Annotated in this window: 13 protein-coding genes; 7 read left to right on the forward strand and 6 right to left on the reverse strand. The window is 62.3% G+C overall.

Annotated elements, in window-relative coordinates:
• The first annotated feature begins 14 nt into the window (after nucleotides 1-14).
• Entirely contained in the window at nucleotides 15-1,097 is a 1,083-nt protein-coding gene (locus GN300_RS15905; protein ID WP_231917208.1) for an ABC transporter substrate-binding protein, read from the forward strand.
• On the opposite strand, the gene GN300_RS15910 is transcribed toward GN300_RS15905, so the two are convergent.
• A complete protein-coding gene (locus GN300_RS15910; protein WP_233405651.1) occupies nucleotides 1,033-1,866 on the reverse strand; it encodes a phosphatase PAP2 family protein in 834 nt (277 codons plus the stop codon). The two genes, GN300_RS15905 and GN300_RS15910, sit on opposite strands and share 65 nt — an antisense overlap.
• A 117-nt stretch (nucleotides 1,867-1,983) precedes the next feature.
• Here GN300_RS15910 and GN300_RS15915 point away from each other — a divergent pair, with 117 nt between their 5' ends.
• Nucleotides 1,984-2,658 carry a response regulator transcription factor gene (locus GN300_RS15915; RefSeq protein ID WP_063315150.1) on the forward strand — a complete coding sequence of 225 codons (675 nt, stop codon included), beginning with the start codon at nucleotides 1,984-1,986 and terminating at the stop codon, nucleotides 2,656-2,658.
• Nucleotides 2,659-2,661: 3 nt separating this feature from the next.
• Here the strand turns inward: GN300_RS15915 and GN300_RS15920 are convergent, their stop codons facing one another.
• The 4 genes from GN300_RS15920 to GN300_RS15935 all read right to left on the reverse strand — a co-directional run bounded on the left by GN300_RS15920 (nucleotide 2,662) and on the right by GN300_RS15935 (nucleotide 10,589).
• A complete protein-coding gene (locus tag GN300_RS15920; protein WP_063314979.1) occupies nucleotides 2,662-4,050 on the reverse strand; it encodes a HAMP domain-containing sensor histidine kinase in 1,389 nt (462 codons plus the stop codon).
• Between the two features lie 87 nt (nucleotides 4,051-4,137).
• Complete coding sequence (locus GN300_RS15925) at nucleotides 4,138-5,535, reverse strand: serine hydrolase (RefSeq protein ID WP_233405652.1); 1,398 nt, start codon at nucleotides 5,533-5,535, stop codon at nucleotides 4,138-4,140.
• 20 nt (nucleotides 5,536-5,555) lie between these two features.
• Complete coding sequence (locus tag GN300_RS15930; RefSeq protein ID WP_063314978.1) at nucleotides 5,556-8,924, reverse strand: serine hydrolase; 3,369 nt, start codon at nucleotides 8,922-8,924, stop codon at nucleotides 5,556-5,558.
• 54 nt (nucleotides 8,925-8,978) lie between these two features.
• Nucleotides 8,979-10,589, reverse strand: coding sequence for an ABC transporter substrate-binding protein (locus GN300_RS15935; RefSeq protein ID WP_063314977.1), 1,611 nt, complete (start codon nucleotides 10,587-10,589; stop codon nucleotides 8,979-8,981).
• Between the two features lie 162 nt (nucleotides 10,590-10,751).
• Here GN300_RS15935 and GN300_RS15940 point away from each other — a divergent pair, with 162 nt between their 5' ends.
• From GN300_RS15940 to GN300_RS15960, 5 genes are all read left to right on the forward strand, one after another.
• The gene (locus GN300_RS15940) at nucleotides 10,752-11,912 is read left to right on the forward strand and encodes a pyridoxal phosphate-dependent aminotransferase (RefSeq protein WP_037132442.1); all 1,161 of its coding nucleotides are present in this window, start codon (nucleotides 10,752-10,754) and stop codon (nucleotides 11,910-11,912) included.
• A 64-nt stretch (nucleotides 11,913-11,976) separates the two neighbouring features.
• Nucleotides 11,977-12,582 (forward strand): TetR/AcrR family transcriptional regulator, encoded by a 606-nt coding sequence (locus tag GN300_RS15945; RefSeq protein WP_003945736.1) that lies wholly within the window; start codon nucleotides 11,977-11,979, stop codon nucleotides 12,580-12,582.
• Nucleotides 12,583-12,638: 56 nt separating this feature from the next.
• Nucleotides 12,639-14,060 (forward strand): adenylosuccinate lyase, encoded by a 1,422-nt coding sequence (gene purB, locus GN300_RS15950; protein ID WP_003945775.1) that lies wholly within the window; start codon nucleotides 12,639-12,641, stop codon nucleotides 14,058-14,060.
• Nucleotides 14,061-14,126: 66 nt separating this feature from the next.
• A complete protein-coding gene (locus GN300_RS15955; RefSeq protein WP_042920316.1) occupies nucleotides 14,127-14,540 on the forward strand; it encodes an HIT family protein in 414 nt (137 codons plus the stop codon).
• A gap of 55 nt (nucleotides 14,541-14,595) precedes the next feature.
• The gene (locus GN300_RS15960; RefSeq protein WP_063315148.1) at nucleotides 14,596-15,984 is read left to right on the forward strand and encodes a DUF1254 domain-containing protein; all 1,389 of its coding nucleotides are present in this window, start codon (nucleotides 14,596-14,598) and stop codon (nucleotides 15,982-15,984) included.
• 13 nt (nucleotides 15,985-15,997) lie between these two features.
• On the opposite strand, the gene fes is transcribed toward GN300_RS15960, so the two are convergent.
• Nucleotides 15,998-17,233 carry an enterochelin esterase gene (gene fes / locus GN300_RS15965; protein WP_003945472.1) on the reverse strand — a complete coding sequence of 412 codons (1,236 nt, stop codon included), beginning with the start codon at nucleotides 17,231-17,233 and terminating at the stop codon, nucleotides 15,998-16,000.
• Nucleotides 17,234-17,236 lie beyond the last annotated feature (3 nt).

A 17,236-nucleotide genomic window follows, 5' to 3' on the forward strand; every position in this document is an offset into this window, starting at 1 on the left:
AGGGTCACCTAACCATGACGGAAGATGAAGCTGTCATGCTTCACGACGTACGGGACACGATCATGAATTTTCGAAAGAAGTCACGCAGTGTAATGCTGATCGGCGCACTGACATTGGTGGCAGCTCTCAGTGGCTGCTCGAGCGAGGACGCGTCGCCCACAGATGCCGAGATCAGTGCGTCGGCTCCGGCGGACTCTGCGTTTGTCGCTCCGCGAGAAGTCCCGGTTGGAATGGGGAGCGGAAAGTCGGACGGCGAGTTCCCTCGTACCGTCTCACACTTCAAAGGGGACACCACGATCGAATCGCAGCCCGAAAAGGTTGTCGTCATCTCGACCGGGCAAGCAGATGCTCTCCTGTCGCTCGGTGTCGTGCCCGCAGGTTCGACGCGTGGTGACGGTGCGGACCTGGTGCCTCCGTACTTGTTGTCTGCATACCCCGAATTCCGTACTCAGCTAAGTGATGTCGTTGACGCAGGTGGACGCTTCACACCGAATTTCGAAGCGATCGTCACGCTCGATCCTGACCTGATCTTGATGAATGTTGCAGGAAAGGACGCTGATTCGCTGTACGACCAGCTTTCTGCCATCGCACCCACGGTGGCAACACAGGGAACCGGCGTCTACTGGAAGCAGGACTTCCTGCTGGTTGCCGACGGGGTAGGTAAGACGCAGCAGGCGACGGTACTGCTGGATACCTTCAATACCGATGCCGCGGCCCTCGGTGCTTCCCTCTCGTCGCCGCCGACGGTGTCGTTCACGCGCCAGAACGGAAATCGTCTGCGCATCTTCGGTATTCCTTCGTTCACCGGCAGTATCGCCGAGGATGCCGGCTTGACCCGTCCGCAGTCGCAGCAGTTCGACGACACTTCCCGAGACATCAGTGAAGAAGAGTTGAACGTGGCGGACGCCGACTGGATCTTCTACGGCGTGCAGGGCGGGGACCCGGCGACATTGACGAACGCGCCGTTGTGGGCGCAGTTACGTGGTGTGGTCGCCAACCACGCCGTCGCTGTTGACGATGACGTCTTTTACCTCAATACCGGGCCGACTGCGGCTCGTGAAGTGCTGAAGGTTCTGCAGAGCGCATTGCAGCAGTAGTCGATTCAGCTTGGTTGTGAGTGCCGACGAATCGGAAGAGGGCTCCACCCACCGTGACTGCAAGCGTCGCGAGAATGGCTCCGGCGATGACGTCGGTGAGCCAGTGCGCACCCAAGTAGAGGCGAGTCAGCGCGACGACGACGGTGACCGTCACGGCGAGGAGCATCAGAAGGCGTTTGACGGCCGGTGTTCGGTCGACGCTCACAACGAGAACGGCAATGCCGAACAGCGCTGCTGTGCCCGTCACGTGACCGGAGGGGAACGAGTGGCCGGTCTCGAGAAGAACCTGGATGTTGGTCGGCGGACGTTCGCGACCGACGAGCGCTTTGATTGCCGTGCTGGCGACCGCCGCCCCGCCAACGGTTCCGATCACGATCAAGCCCGGAACGACCGAACGCGCTCGCCATGAGATGAGCACTCCGCAGGTGATCCCGAGCAGCGCGGTGGCGACCGGGCTACCGAGATCTGTGACGGCGACCGCGATCTGGTTCAGGGCGCCGCTCCGATGATCGACCATCCAGTCGGTCACCGGCCCGTCGAAGCTCGTCAACCACCCGCTTCCATACACCTGGATCGACAGCGTCACCAGTGCAAGCACGAGTCCGCACGTGCGAAGGGCTGTAGACCGAACGCCGGAAGCTCGGTAGATCGAACCGAACGCGAACAGAGCTGCGGCCACCACGATTGCGGCAACCGCGATCTCTGCGGTGGTGCTCTCGGTCAGGACTTCGGTGACCACGTTTCGCACGGTCGACACAGTTGCAGGCATGAATGCAGTGTGACGAGCCGAAGCTGAAGAAACGCTGAACGGAACTCGGCTCTGGGTCTACCGTCTGCTCTACTGGGTGCATCCGAACAACTGCGTGGCGACGAAACGGGGCCGGTGGTGCGAGTACTGGTGGTCGAAGACGAAGTGCGCTTGGCCGAGACGATCCGGCGGGGATTGGTGGCCGAGGGATTCGTGACCGCCGTCGAACTCAACGGTGACGACGGATTCGCGACTGCGTGCAGTGACGAATTCGACGTGATCGTTCTCGACATCATGTTGCCGGGCAAACACGGGTACGACATCGTGCGGGATCTACGCGCCCGGGAGATCTGGACGCCGATCCTCATGCTCTCGGCAAAGGACGGCGAATACGACCTGGCCGATGCATTCGATCTCGGCGCCGACGACTACCTGGTCAAGCCATTCTCGTTTGTCGTGCTTCTCGCTCGGCTGCGCGCACTGGTGCGTCGCGGCGCTCCACAACGTCCGGCGATACTCTCCGTTGGAGACCTGTCCCTCGACCCGGCCAAACATCAGGTGAGCAGAGCGGGAATCGAATTGACCCTGACGCCGCGGGAGTACAGCGTTCTCGAATTCTTGATGCGCAACAATGGTGTGGTGGTCACGAAGACCGAGATCGTTCGCGCTGTCTGGGACACCAACTACGAAGGTGACGAGAACATCGTCGAGGTGTATATCGGTTACCTTCGTAAGAAGCTCGACCTCCCGTTCGGAACTCAGAGCATCGAAACGGTCCGAGGCGTCGGGTACCGCTTTGTCGGCACTGCCTGATCGTCAGTCGTTCGGTACCGGAATCGTCACCTCGAATCTACTTCCACCGCCCGCCCTCTCGCTGACGGAAATGGTTCCGTGGTGCGCCGCAACTATTTCCGACGCGATGGCGAGTCCAAGTCCGGACCCGCCTCCCTGCCTCGACCGTGGCTGGTCCAGGCGGACGAAGCGTCCGAAGATTCGTTCGCGTTCTGCTGCAGGGATTCCGGGCCCGTCGTCCTCGATCACGATGTGGGCTTCGTTTCCGGCTTCGGAGCACTCGAGATACACGAGGGTCTCCGCATGCCGCACTGCATTGTCCACGAGGTTTCGCACCATCCGCGTCAATGCTCTCGGGTCTCCGGAGACCCGAACCGGAGCCACGGCAGCGGCGACCGTAACTGCGGAGATACCGTCGATCCTTTTCTGCTCGGCGAACAAGATGTCATCGAGGTCGACGTCGACGACGATGCCGAACTTTTCGAGTTCGCTTTCGTCAGAGCGCGCGAGAATCAACAGGTCTTCGATCAACTGCCGCATCCGGCGCGCCTCGGGAAGTAGTGCGTCTTCGATCAGCGCGTCGTCGAGGAGATCCGGGCGTCGGTGTGCCAGTTCGAGGGCCGTCGTGATCGTGGACAGCGGACTGCGTAACTCGTGTGAGGCATCGCTGACAAATCGTTGCTGGGCCAGCGCACCTTCGTCGAGGCGCGCCAGCATGTCGTTCATTGTTGTTGCCAGTCGGGCTATCTCGTCGTTCCCTGACGGGACAGGCACTCGTTCACCTTGACGCCCACTCGAAATCGATGCTACCCGAGCGCGGATGCGTTCGACGGGAGCGAGGGCCGAACCGACGAGGCGGTAGGTGGCAAACGCTGCCAGCCCCAGGACCAGAGGTCCGACGATGGCCAGCAGAACGGCAACGGTCGTCACCACGGTTTCAACCGGTTCGCGGTCGGCGCCGACGAAGACGGTGACTGGTCCGGTCGCCGTCTGAGCGCCTCGCCCGATCAGCCAGTAGTCCTCGTCGTCGGACTTCTTGACCCTTCCGAGAGCGTCCGACTCGTCAGGGCCGAGAAAACGTTCGGACAGGAGGTCGCTGTCGGTTCCAGGTGATTGGGCGACTATTCGGTGATCGGCGTCGACGATCTGCACGATTCCGATCTGACTGTCTGTGGACAGAAGCGAAGGGTCGAGATCGGCCGGGTTTTTTCCGTTGAGCTGCTGGACCAATTGCGTGGCGCGAGCGTCGGAGCTGTTCAGCGCGGACAGATGCAGGGAGTTTGCCAGCACGAAAACCAGTGCAAGCCCGGCGATCACCAGGCAGAAGGCGATCACGAGTGTCGATGCCACGGTCGAACGGGCACGCACGCTCCACCGGGAGGGGTGCAGAAGCGACTCGCCGATGAAGTTCATGGCGTCCAGTCTGTACCTTCTCGGCTGTGCATTTACGAAGACGGGTGACGCGGTCCCGTAATCGGACCGCGTCACCCGTCTAGAGGATCAGGCCACTCGCTTGGCGGTGCGGCCGCCGAATTCGAGCATCACGGCGCGACCGGTGTCGTCGGTGACGAAGCGTCCCAACGCCCGGGTGGTGTCGGCGCGCGCAGCGAAGTCACGGTCGTTGAGGAAGGCGATCGGGATTGCCGGCGGCCAGACGATGTCCTCGTATTCACCGAGATCCTGCGCGCTGCCCATCCGGATGCCGATTCCCTCGTCACCGGGGGCGACGGTCATCGTCAGTGAGCCGGCCTGATACTTGCCCAGGACTGCGTCGACGGCAGCGGGTTCGGGCTCGACCACGTCGAGGGATGCCGGCGTGGGTAGTTCAGTGAGGTTGGCCATGCACCAGTCGACGATCTTCTTGCCGATTCCGCCGCCGAGGGCGTTGGTCAGCACGGTGACGGCGAAGTTCTTCTCGGGCACTGTCATGAACTCGGAGACCTGGAGGTTGCTCACGTTTCCGCCGTGCCGCACTACCTGTGTGGTTCCGTATCGAGTCAACAGCCATCCCAGGCCGACTTCTTCGAACATCATCGCGGCGGGACGCTGCGGCTTCTGCATCAACAACCGGGTGGACTCGTCGAGCGGCTGTCCTTCGCCGGGGTGTTCGCCAGACAGTGCGTAACGTGCCAAGACGAGTTGGTCTCGCACCGAGGACCACATTCCGCCGCAAGGGATCATGCCGCGGTCCAGCCCGGTTTCGTTGGACACGAACGGCACACCGTCGCGGATGTAGTGACCGAGTGCGAACCGGTGGGTCATCACGTCCCAGGGCAGGAAGGCCGAGTTCTTCATGTCGAGGGGGTCGAGCACGCGCTGCTTGACCAGCTCTTCGAAGGTCAGTCCGCTGATCTTGGCCACGACATGTCCGGCGAGAACGAATCCGGAGTTGCTGTAGGAGAAGACTTCTCCGACGGGAAATTCTTGTCGCAGTTCGTTCAGCCGTGAAACCGAGCGTCCCAGGGCGTCTTCGCCCCAGCCTGCCGAGAGGCCCGCGTCGCCGGTGAATCCGCCGGTGTGGGTGAGGAGATGACGCATCGTGACTGTGCGCGTGGCTGTTTCGTCGGCGAAGGTCAGTTCGGGGACGTACTCGACCAACGGGGTGTCGAGATCGAGTAGGCCGTCCTCGACGAGTGCCATCGCGGCTGTTGCGGCGAACACCTTTGTGGTGGAGCCGATCATGAACATCGTCTTGTCGGTGACCGGGAGTTGGGTTTCGACGCTTTCGATTCCGCTGGTGACGACGATGTCCTTGTCGCCGTGCACGATACCGACCGAGACGCCGGGGATGTTTGCCTCGACCCTCCACTGATCGACGAGTTCTTGAAGCTGTTCTTGCATCTTTGATTCCTCGAGTTCGCTGGCGTTCTGTGTTTCGGCGTTCTGTGTTTCCGTCATCGTATGTGTATCGGTCATCGTCACGCGTTAACCCGTGGTAGGAAGCGGAATCCGACGTACACTCCGTCTCGGTGCGGCCGTACCGTCGTCCAACCGGCGGCCCCGGGTTGACGGGTGGTCCAGGTCCCCGGGATCTGTGACGGTACGAGAGTGGCTACCGTTGCAGGCTTCTTCGGAGCTGTTTCGTCTTCCTCGGGATTCGGGATTACGTCGCCGATGACGGTGATCACGGCCTCGTCAGCGGACTCTACACGACGGAACTCGATTGCTATTCCGCCCGAGCTGTACTTTCCCAGAACCGAATCCGGAATCGACTCCACACTCGCGGGGTTCGGGGCGAGGGCTTGCGGAGGTTCGAGTCCGACCAACGCGGCCGCGGCTTCGGTGAAGAGATCACGGTAGAGGCCGTCGGCCTTGCCGCCGCTGGTCAGCAGTGCGATCGCGACATTGTGGCGGGGGAAGATGCGCAGATACGCGTGCTGGCCGATGGTGCTGCCGTCGTGCCCGAAAATCTCTTCGCCCGACCAGGTTTCGTGGAACCAGCCCAAGCCCCAACCCGACTTGTCCGGGAACAGTTCGCTGATGTCGATTTCGGGTGTGCGCATCGCGGCGGCTGACTTTTCCGACACGATCCGTACGCCGTCGACGCTCTGTCCTTCGAGAAGACCGAGTTCCGCGAACGTGAGTAGATCTCCGATGCTGGCAGTGATGCAGCCGGCGGGCCCCATCGAGCGGGTGATCGGCCAGACGGGCATCACGACGGAGTTCCCCGTATGACCCGCTGCCACAGAGTATCTCGGTGTATCTCCGGTCAACGTGAGTGTGTGCGCGAGGCCGAGAGGATCGATGATCCGCTCCTTGAGGATGTCGTCCCAGATGCCGCCGCGAAGAACCTCGACGATACGAGCTGCAAGGACGTACGCGGAGTTCGAGTACGCGAAGCCGTCCTCGAGTGGATGAACCTGACGGAAGTCACGCAGGCCCTCGACGTAGCGTTCGACGACGTCGTCGCCGCGACCCTTGTCGATGAACAGGTCACCGTCGATTCCGTTGCGATGGTTCAGAAGTGCGCGAACCGTGATGCGGGCAGCTGTTTCCTCGTCCTGCAGTGCGAAATCGGGCAGGATCGACCGGACGGTCGCGTCCAGGTCGAGCAAGCCTTCGTCGACAAGCTGCATGACCAGCATCGCGGTCCATACCTTGGTGATGGATCCGATCTGGAACAGGGAGTCGGTGGATACCTCGACCCCGGTGTCTGCGTTGATCACGCCGGAAGCCACCGTCGTACGGGTGATTTCCTTGCCGCTGGAATCGAGTGTGAGAATACCGAATTGAGCACCGGTGACGCCGTAACGCTCACACAGTACGTCCAGTGAGCGCTTCCACGCGTCGGCGCCGGCAGATGCATTGGCCAGGCCGGTCTTGGGCAGCTTCGCGGAGGTGTATCGCTTCACCCACTCGATGAGCCGCGTGCTGTAGTCGATTCGGTGCGAGATCGAGCCGTTGACGAGGAACCCGTGGCTTGCACCGGGATACGCCACCAGTCGGGTGGGTACATGCTGCTGGCGCAGTGCGGCGAACCAGGCCTCGGCCTGACCCAGCGGGCACCGCTCGTCCGACTTTCCGTGCAGGATCAGCGTCGGGGTCACCACGTTCTTCACAGCGGCGAGCGGTGAGGCTGCCAGCAGCTTGGCGGAGTTCTCGGGAACAGTCGTGCCGGTGGCGAGTGACGCGAGGTGCGGACCGAAATCGCAGACTCCGGCCATGGCGTTGAAATCGCAGATCAGCCCGCCGGCAACCGCAGCGGCAAAACGATCCGTCGCGGACGTCAGGTGACACGTACTGTATCCGCCGTAGCTGTACCCGGTGATCGCCAGACGGTCCCCGTCGACAAGTCCCTCGGCGACAAGCGCGTCGATCGGCTCGAGGAAGTCGGCTTGGTCGGAGGTACCCCAGGCGCCGTTGACGGCGTACATGAAGTCTGCGCCGTACCCGTCCGACCCACGTGGATTGAGGGTCAGGATGCGCCAACCCTGGGCGGCGAGAACCTGGTGGGCGGGGTGATAGGTATCTGCAACGCCGGTCCACGCGTTGTGCGGTCCGCCGTGAATGTCGAGCAGAAGAGGTGCAGCGCCACTGGTTTCGGGAGCGGACAGTAACCAACCATGCACGGTGCGGCCGTCGGAGATGGTGAACTCGCGTTCCTCGGCGGCAAACAGTGTCACCTCGGGGAGTGCTTCTGCGGTGAATTTCGTCAGCGTGGTGACCGCGCCGCTGTCGAGATCGACGAGTGCGACCTCGCCGAAGGACTGCTGCGTGGTGACGATGACGGAGGCGACGCGGGCGTCACGGGCAACGGAGAGCGCCGAGACGACCTCGTTGGGATTGGCGACGAGGGATCGAGAGGTGCCGGTTTCGATGTCGGCCGCGTACAGATGCGTCCATCCACGATCGCGTAGGCAGAACACGATTTCGTCGCGAGTATTCGACAGTGCCGGTGTGCCGCCGGGGTAACCGGGTGCACCGGGCATCACGTTGCGATCGAGATGAGCTGTGAGGGTGACGTCGACCGGTGTCTCGGTTGGGCCGGGGACGGACAGCCGGATCAGGTCTGCAGTTCCGACACGGACCTCGGGAGTGCCGATGGCGACGACCGAATCTCCCTGCGGATGCCACAGTGTGGAGCCCTGCACTCCGGTGGCATGACCGAGTCGCTGCGGGGGAACCGACAGATCGTCGACGAGGATGCGGTAAGCGCTGAACGTGAGGTTCAGATCGCTGTCCGGTTCGAGATTCGCGGTGAAGGCAAGGGCCGTGCCGTCGGGCGACCAGGACGGAACGTCGGCATTCCAATCACCGTCGGTGAGCCGTCGAACTGCCTTCGTCTCCAGATCGACAGTGTGAAGGTGGCGACGGAAGGTGCCGAGCCAACCGGCACCGTCCACCTTGTATCCGAGTCGGTCGGTGACGATGGGAGCATTCGGATCGGCGGAGTCCGAGCGTGAGACCACAGCGGCGAACGCGATGGCATTTCCGTCCGGGCTCCAGGCTGCTGCACCGGCGCCGAGGGGGAGTGATGCTGATGTGGTGAGAGTTTCGGCCTCGCCACCGGCGAGCGGGATCAGGTGCAGCTGCGCGGAGTCGCCGACCTTACGCAGGAAGGCAATCGAGGTTCCGTCCGGAGAGAACCGAGGGGCAGAATCGGCGGGCCCTGCGGTGAGGCGGCGAGCCTGGGAATCGCGGGACACCGCCCAGAGCGATGTAGTTGCCTTTCCAGCAACAATTTCCGAGCGAACGAAGACGACCACGGTGCCGTCGGGAGAGATTGAGGTCTCAGTGGGTGTGACCACACGGTGGAGGTCGTCGAGAACAAATGGACGGTCAGTCATGTAGATCCTTCGAATCGGAGAAATAGATGCAGACGTAAAGCTTTGTCTTCCGGCTTATTTCAGAACGCGAACGCCAGGGCCGGCCAGGGTGCCGCCAACTGGTGCATACAGGGCCGTTGCGCCGTTGAAGAACATGAAGTTCGGCGACGTGGACACCGGAATGACGTCGGACGAGGTGAACAGTGCTTGTTCCGCTTCCTTCCACACCGAGCAGGATTCCTGCCCGGGCAGAACCGAGGCCTTCGCCGCCAGTTCGGCGTACTTTTGATTGTCGATCGATGCGAAGTTGACACCCGACGGTGGGGTGGGGCCGGCGAAGTACGGAACGAAGATGCTGGGGGTATCGCTCTGGACGGTCAGTCCGATCGAGATCGACCATGACGTCAGGTCTTTCGCTGCGAATGTGTTGGAAATGATGAAGTTGTTGTCACCACCACGAAGCTCTACCTTCGCGCCGAGCTCCTGCCACTGCTTCATCGCGTATTCTGCTGCTGCAGAGGTGGTGTCGCGGTAGTTGGCAAAGATGACCGTCAATTGCAGCGCTTGACCGTCCTTGGTCAGGACACCGTCGGATCCGGGTTTCCAACCGGCGTCCGCAAGAGTCTTTTTCGCAGCGGCCATGTCGAACTTCGGAACTACACCGGTGACGCTGTCGAAGTCACACGCCCGCGGATCGACTACTGCCAGTGCCGTAGCTCGTGAGCCTTTGCCACCGGTGTTGATGTCCGTGTAATCGTCGAGATCGATCGCTTGCACGAGTGCGGTGCGTACGGCTTCGTCCTTGGTGGGGAGAGCCGCATTGTGGTTGAAGATGAACTGTCCGCTCAGGGTGTTGGACGTCATCGACTCGAGGCCTGAAGCTTCCACACGTTCGATATCCGCGCCGGCAACCGGGGCCGCGTTGACCGTTCCGGTGAGGACGAGATTCGCCGTCGTCGCGGCGTCGGTCACGACCTTGATCGTGACCGTCTTGGGCACTCCGAGCGTGTCCGACGTGGTTTCGCCGTTCGGCCCCCAGTTGTATCCGTCGCGGCGTTCGAGCGTGACGTGATCGTTGGCCACTACTTCGGTGATCTTGAACAGTCCGGTTCCGTTGCTGCTGCCTCGAACACTGGCAGGGTCGTCGAGGGCTGCCTGGCACGCCATCTTGAGAGCGCCGATGCGCTCGAGGAGGAAGGGCGCGGGTTCCGTTGTCTTGATCGTGAGCTCGTCACCATCAGCGGTTGCTACCGCAGTTTCGGGTACGGATGCTCCCAACCACGGCGAGCCGTTGGTCGTGTCGACGACCCAGTTGATGTTGTTTGCCGCTGTCTGGGCAGTGAAGGTCGTGCCGTCTTCACACGTGATCCCCTTTTTGAGGGTGAAGTTCAGCGAAGTTCCGTTCTCGCTCCATTTTTCGGCCAGATACGAGCCCGCTGCGCGGGTTTTGGGGTCGATGGCCAACAACGAGTCGTTCGTATAGCTGTTGATCGCCTGCGTGGCAGTCAGATTGGTGATCAGGGGATGAAGGTTGCCGGGATCGGTGTTCACGATCGTGGTGAAACTGCCGTCCTTCGCGTAGTCGCCGGAAGAATTGCCGCCAGGATCAGAGGTGCTTCCGCACGAGGCAACCGTGAGAACGCCGATCGTGACCAGAGCCGCAGTGGGCACTGAGCGAGCTTTCATCTGATGCACCTTTTGATCGAAGGAAGTCGTTGATCAATGTTGCGCGAGGGACGTGGCCCAGGTCTCGTTGAATCGACTCATGCTGAGCGCCTGAATCTGTCGGATCGTCACAATGGGTGGCCGTCGTTTCTTGCCGCACCACGGTTCGACTACCGTCGGAGTGTGCGCTCAGAATCTCGTCGATCAGATATCCAGACGTTCCATGTCATGGATGTATGGAAGGCCGCGACCGAACGTCAGCGGACACATGGTGACGTCCTGACCTTGGCGGCAGGTCAACCGTCGACGCCCGCGCCGGCACCGGTGCTACGTGCGACGCGAGAGATTCTGGGCACCGAACTACTCGGGTATACCGAGACTTTCGGGATCCTGCAGCTACGCGAGGCTATTGCGCGCTACCACAGCGAGCGATCGGGAATCGCCGTCGACGCCGAAGACGTGGTGGTGACGACCGGTTCGTCCGGGGCGTTCACCTTGCTCTTCCTGGCCGCGTTCGACGAGGGCGACACCGTGGTGGTTGCTCGACCCGGATATCCCGCGTACCGCAATACCCTTGCCGCTCTCGGCTGCAACGTCGTCGAACTCGACTGCGGGCCGGCAACTCGATACCAGCCGACAGTGGAAATGCTCGAGGCTTTGCCGTCGCCGCCTGCCGGTCTGATCGTCGCGAGCCCGGCAAATCCCACGGGCACGGTGATCTCGCCCGAGGAGCTCGCTGCATTGGCGACGTGGTGCGAGCAGCACGGAACTCTTCTGATCTCGGACGAGATCTACCACGGCATCGGATACGGCGATCAGCACACGTCGAGCGCCTGGGAGACCTCACGCGAATCCGTCGTGATCGGCTCGGTGTCCAAGTACTTCTCGATGACGGGTTGGCGACTCGGGTGGATGTTGGTGCCGACCTATCTTCGGCGCCCGCTGCAGAGACTCGCGTCGAACATGACCGTGTGTCCGCCCGCGATCTCTCAGTACGCCGCCGTCGAGGCGTTCTCGGACGAGGCGAAGGTCGAGTTGGACGGGCACGTTCAGCGGTACGCCGTCAATCGTGAACTGTTGTTGACCGGGTTGCCGAAACTGGGCATCACCGAGTTGGCTCCCGCCGACGGTGCGTTCTACGTCTACGCGGACATCGGCCATCTGTGTGGCGACGAGGGCGCCACCGCGTGGTGTGCCCGGTTGCTGACAGATACCGGGGTCGCGCTGGCACCCGGAATCGATTTCGACACCGTCCACGGAAACCGGATGGTCAGACTCTCGTTCGCGGGTGCGACAGCAGACATCCAGGAGGCACTGGCCCGCCTCGAGAAGTGGCTCGGGTAACAAACAGCAGGGTCTTCGAGCTGTTTCGCCATGCGGAGGTGCCCTCTGCTGGCACGATGTCGTGGTGTCTTCTGCAGCTACGCCCAAGGGCGAACGACGTCGCCAAGCTCTGGTGGCGTCCGCTGCTGAACTTTTGCTGGAGGGCGGGTTCGACGCCGTTCGTCACCGAGCGGTGGCAACCAGAGCTGACCTTCCACTGGCTTCGACGACCTATTACTTCGACTCACTCGACGATCTGATCGCGTGTGCCGTCGAGCTCAACGGCAACGCCGACATGGAAGCGATGCGCGCCAGAGTGGCTGCGGTGACCCAACGTCGGCGGGGCGCGGAATCAACCGTCGAACTGTTGGTCGAGCTGCTGCTCGGAGACGAAGAGAAGCGGCCGGAGAGCCGCGAGCGTTTGATCTCGCGCTACGAACGATTTGTGGCATGTGCCCGTCATCCCGCACTTCGTGACGTGCAGTTGCGCCTACGAGCCCAGCTCGACGACCTGTTGACCGATGCGCTTCGACGCTCGGGCCGGTCGGCTCCCGAGGGGCAATTGCGCCGTCTTGTCGCGATGGTCGACGGTGCGATGATCACGGCTCTGGGGGAGTACGACCCGGACCCACGGGGGTTGGCCAGGGGAATGCTCTTGGAATCGATCGACGTGATGGCGCCGCCGGTCTAGCTCGGTCTCCTATCGGGGGTAACGGCACTGCTCGGCCACCGTTAGACTGAGGCCTCGTGAGCCGCATCCCGAATGTCCTTGCCAACCGCTACGCCAGCCCGGAGCTCGTTGCTCTGTGGTCTCCCGAGTACAAGATCGTGCTCGAGCGTCAATTGTGGGTGGCGGTGTTGCGTGCGCAGGCAGAGCTGGGCATCGACATTCCGGCCGACGCCATCGACGACTACGAGCGTGTCATCGACAACGTCGACCTCGAGTCCATCGCGGACCGCGAGCGGGTCACCCGCCACGACGTGAAGGCACGCATCGAGGAATTCAACGCACTTGCCGGGCACGAGCAGGTCCACAAGGGCATGACCAGCCGCGACCTCACCGAGAACGTCGAGCAGCTGCAGATCGTGCGTTCTCTCGAACACGTCTACAACCACGGCATCGCCGTCGCCGCCCGTCTGGGTGAGCGCGCTGCCGAGTACTCGTCCATCGTTATGGCCGGCCGCTCGCACAACGTCGCAGCTCAGGCCACCACCTTGGGCAAGCGTTTCGCTTCGGCCGCCGACGAGCTGCTGGTTGCACTGACGCGTCTGCGCCAGCTGATCGACCGGTACCCGCTTCGTGGGATCAAGGGCCCGATGGGGACCGCTCAGGACATGCTCGACCTCCTCGACGGCGATGCGGCCAAACTCGAGCAGCTCGAAGCGAAGGTTGCGGAGCACCTCGGATTCGCTCACGTGTTGACCAGCGTCGGCCAGGTGTACCCGCGTTCCCTCGACCACGACGTCATCTCCGCGCTCGTTCAGGTCGGCGCGGGCCCGTCGTCGTTTGCACACACGATCCGCCTGATGGCCGGCCACGAGCTGGTCACCGAAGGCTTCCAGCCCGGCCAGGTCGGCAGCTCGGCGATGCCGCACAAGATGAACACCCGCTCGTGCGAGCGAGTCAACGGACTTCAGGTGATCCTGCGCGGATACGGCTCCATGGCAGCCGAGCTTGCGGGTGCACAGTGGAACGAGGGCGACGTCTTCTGCTCCGTTGTGCGCCGCGTCGCGCTCCCGGACGCGTTCTTCGCGATCGACGGCATGTTCGAGACCTTCCTGACCGTGCTGATCGAGATGGGCGCGTACCCGGCCGTCATCGAGAAGGAACTGACCAGGTATCTGCCGTTCCTCGCCACGACGCGCGTGCTCATGGCCGCCGTCCGCGCCGGCGTCGGACGCGAGACCGCACACGAGGCGATCAAGGAGAATGCCGTCGCAGTTGCGCTGGCGATGCGTGAAGAGGGCAAGGAGCCCGACCTGCTCGATCGCCTTGCCGCCGACGACCGTTTGCCGCTCGACCGCGTTGCACTCGACGAGGCCCTGGCCGACAAGGCTGCTTTTGTCGGTGCCGCTTCGGCTCAGGTCGATGCCGTTGTCGCCGAGGTGCAGAAACTTGTCGACGCCAACCCCGAAGCTGCGGCGTACGCGCCGTCGCCGATTCTGTAAGGGCTACGCCCCGTGCGCCTTTTCGGTGGTCACCACTACCGAAAAGGCGCACAGGGGCCGGAGACCATGGACTGCATCTTCTGTTCCATCATCGCCGGTGAGGCCGAGGCCAGCGTCGTCTACGACGACGCGAATGTCCTTGCCTTCATGGATATTCGGCCGTTCACATCCGGCCATCTCCTGGTCGTGCCGAAGCGCCACGCCAGTGGATTGTCCACGCTCGATCCCGACGACGGTGCCAGGATCTTCGCCGTCGCGCAGAAGATCGCCGCGGCGATGCGTACCGGATCTCTTCCCGTCGACGGAGTGAATCTGCACCTCTCCGACGGAGCTGTTGCGGGGCAGGAAGTCTTCCATGTTCATCTGCATGTCATTCCGCGAAATCGCGGCGACGGCTTCGGCCTGCGCGCCCTACCTCGCACGCCCAATCGGACAATCCTCGACAGCACGGCTGCCGTCATTCGAGGCGCACTGAACTAGAGGTTCACCCGGTGTGGGTGATTCGCGCCGAGGTTTCTCCCAGCACCATCTGGGTATGGCCGACATCGAACTGACGTATTCCTGCGGACTTGTCCCGAGGGACGGAGAGCTTCCCGCTCGCGAAACCATCGCAACGGTCTTCGACGAGCTCGACTTCCAAACAGCAGTGCAGGCGTACTTGTGGGCCATACCCATCGTGTCCTGGGCTCAGTGGATGGACGTGCATACCAACATCTTCGGAGCAACTGCCTCCGATATCGTCGTCTACCGCTCATATCGTGACCGACTAGGCCTGATCACCGCCAACGCGACGACTCCGTACATCTTGAACTTTTTCGATCTCGGTGCAACGGGGCCGTTGGTGATCGAATTGCCGCCAGGGCCGACCGCCGGGGGCATCGCAGATTTCTGGCAACGAGAATTCGCGGTGCTCGGTGAGATGGGCCCCGATGCAGGCAAGGGTGGCAAGACCCTGGTAGTCGGCCCAGGCCAGAGTGCCGAGGACACAGGTGATTACACCGTTGTCCACTCCCCGATGATGCACATCATGTTCGGCTTCCGCACGCTCGATCCCGACCCGGCGCGCTCGGACGCGTTGGTCGACGCCGTCCGGGTGTACCCGTACTCCGATCGTGAGAATCCGACTCCGACGCGTCTGGTCTCACCGGACGGCAAGCCCTGGAGCGGAATTCAGCCGCGAGACCTTCGATACTGGGAACTCCTGCACGACATCGTGCAGGACGAACCTGTCGAAGAGCGCGACCGCTTCCCGATGGCGTGGCTTCGGCAGCTGGGGATTGAGAAGGGCAAGCCATTCGCCCCGGATGATCGAGCGAGAAAGATCTTGCAACGGGCCGTCGAAGTGGGGGAGGTGTTCGCCCAGGCGAATGCGTTCGTCAAACGCTTCCCCGGTTCGCGCTACTGGCCGGATCGCCAGTGGGACTTGGCGATTGTCCTGGACAACTCAGCTCAGCGAGGGGACAACTACGACGAGTTCTACGAACGCGCGTCGTGGTTCTACGAGGCGGTCACCTTCTCCGAGGCGATGAAGAGTACGACGCCCGGACTTGGGCAGGCATATCTGGGTAGCTACGCCGACGCCGAGGGCCACTGGTTGGACGGAGCAAAGAGTTACACACTCCACGTACCCGCCGATGTCCCGGCAAAGTTGTTCTGGTCCGCGACGGTCTACTCGGTCGACACACGCTGCCTTGTCGACAACGAGCAGGGCCGAGGTGACCGTGGCTCGCGAGATCCCGATCTTGTTGTCAACGAGGACGGTTCGGTGGATCTTTACTACGGACCTACAGCTCCGGTAGGGAAGGAACCCAATTGGGTTCAGACCATTGCGGGTCAGCACTGGTTCTCGTACTTCCGCTTCTACGGACCGCTCGAACCGTATTTCGATCGGACTTGGAAGCTTGGTGACATCGAGCCGGCCTAGAGCGTGGTCTGTCTCACGGACTGCCGATCAGTTCGACAACGGAGTCCAGAAGGACACTGCGCCAGCACAACCAGTCGTGGCCGCCGTCGAAGATCCGACACGACACTTGCGCTCCTGCGGCCTCCAGCGCCTGTGCGACCGCTGCGCTGTGCCCGACCATGTCGGACTCGTGCTTACCTACTTCGAGGACAACGCGTAATCCGTCCGGTACGCCGTCGCGCTCGATGCGTGCGGCTATGTCTCCACCCGGCGGGCCGTCTTCCCCGCGCTTCAAGCCGGTTGGCCACCAGAACGAACCGGACCCGCTGGCGACCAGCGCGAAGTGTTCGGGGAATTCGAGTGCTGCGAACATCGAAGCCAGGCCGCCGAAGCTCTGCCCCGAGACCACCGTTCGCGTTCGATCAGACGAGAAAGGTGTGACGGCGCGCACCTGCGGAAGCAGTTCGTCGACGACTGCACTCCAGTAGTCGCGGTTGCACGGCAATTCCTGCGAACGGCGTTGATTGTCAACGGAATCGATGGCCAGCAGAACGCAGGATTTCAGTTTGCCGGTCTGGACCGCACGATCGAAGGCGGCGCCTGCCGGCATGACCTCGGCCCAGTGACGCCCGTCGAGAAGTATCACGAGCGGCCGTTCTTCGAGCGGTGTCAATCCGTCGTCCACGGTCTCGTAGATCCACACCGGCCGCTCGACGTCCAAAGTCGAACTAGCCCAGGTGAGCTGTACCGACTTCCTGAAAACTGGAGCATCCCAACCGAACTGGACCGGCGCCAAGGGCATCTCGGCGACGGAACGCCTTGTGTCCACACCTGCGGAAAGCGGATTGAGTGGGTCGGCAATTCGGTGCTCGAGCAACCCCAACCAGCGTGTGCGGCGGGTCGAGTCTTCCTTGCCTGCTCCCGGATAGTCGAACTCGTCGACTACGGACTTCGGTACCGGGATGATGCTGTAACTGCTACGCCAGGTGTTCGAGACTTCGGCGGTGTAGAACCACACCGGACTGTCGCCGAGTCGCTGCATCACGCTGAGTTGTTCTGCGTGATGGTCGGTCAGCGAATTTGCATCCAGGTAAACGCGCTCGACCTCGGTCTCCTCGGGCTGACGCCAGAGGAACGTAACTCGAACAGTCTGTGTATCAACGCTTTCGATGATCGGCGTTCCTTGTTGCACTATCCGATTCCAGGACGTCTCGATGTCGGGCGAGGCCGCGAGGGTAGCGGACAATTCGGTCACCGCCTGAGTTAGCATGAG

This window comes from Rhodococcus sp. Ni2 (assembly GCF_021352185.1).
GTDB classification, from domain to species: domain Bacteria; phylum Actinomycetota; class Actinomycetes; order Mycobacteriales; family Mycobacteriaceae; genus Rhodococcus_F; species Rhodococcus_F qingshengii.

Coding starts and splice junctions, on each gene's coding strand:
- GN300_RS15955 (WP_042920316.1), top strand. CDS start 14,127: ATGGACTGCATCTTCTGTTCCATCATCGCCGGTGAGGCCGAGGCCAGC.
- GN300_RS15905 (WP_231917208.1), top strand. CDS start 15: ATGACGGAAGATGAAGCTGTCATGCTTCACGACGTACGGGACACGATC.
- GN300_RS15960 (WP_063315148.1), top strand. CDS start 14,596: ATGGCCGACATCGAACTGACGTATTCCTGCGGACTTGTCCCGAGGGAC.
- fes (WP_003945472.1), bottom strand. CDS start 17,233: ATGCTAACTCAGGCGGTGACCGAATTGTCCGCTACCCTCGCGGCCTCG.
- GN300_RS15925 (WP_233405652.1), bottom strand. CDS start 5,535: ATGACGGAAACACAGAACGCCGAAACACAGAACGCCAGCGAACTCGAG.
- GN300_RS15935 (WP_063314977.1), bottom strand. CDS start 10,589: ATGAAAGCTCGCTCAGTGCCCACTGCGGCTCTGGTCACGATCGGCGTT.
- GN300_RS15910 (WP_233405651.1), bottom strand. CDS start 1,866: ATGCCTGCAACTGTGTCGACCGTGCGAAACGTGGTCACCGAAGTCCTG.
- GN300_RS15930 (WP_063314978.1), bottom strand. CDS start 8,924: ATGACTGACCGTCCATTTGTTCTCGACGACCTCCACCGTGTGGTCACA.
- GN300_RS15920 (WP_063314979.1), bottom strand. CDS start 4,050: ATGAACTTCATCGGCGAGTCGCTTCTGCACCCCTCCCGGTGGAGCGTG.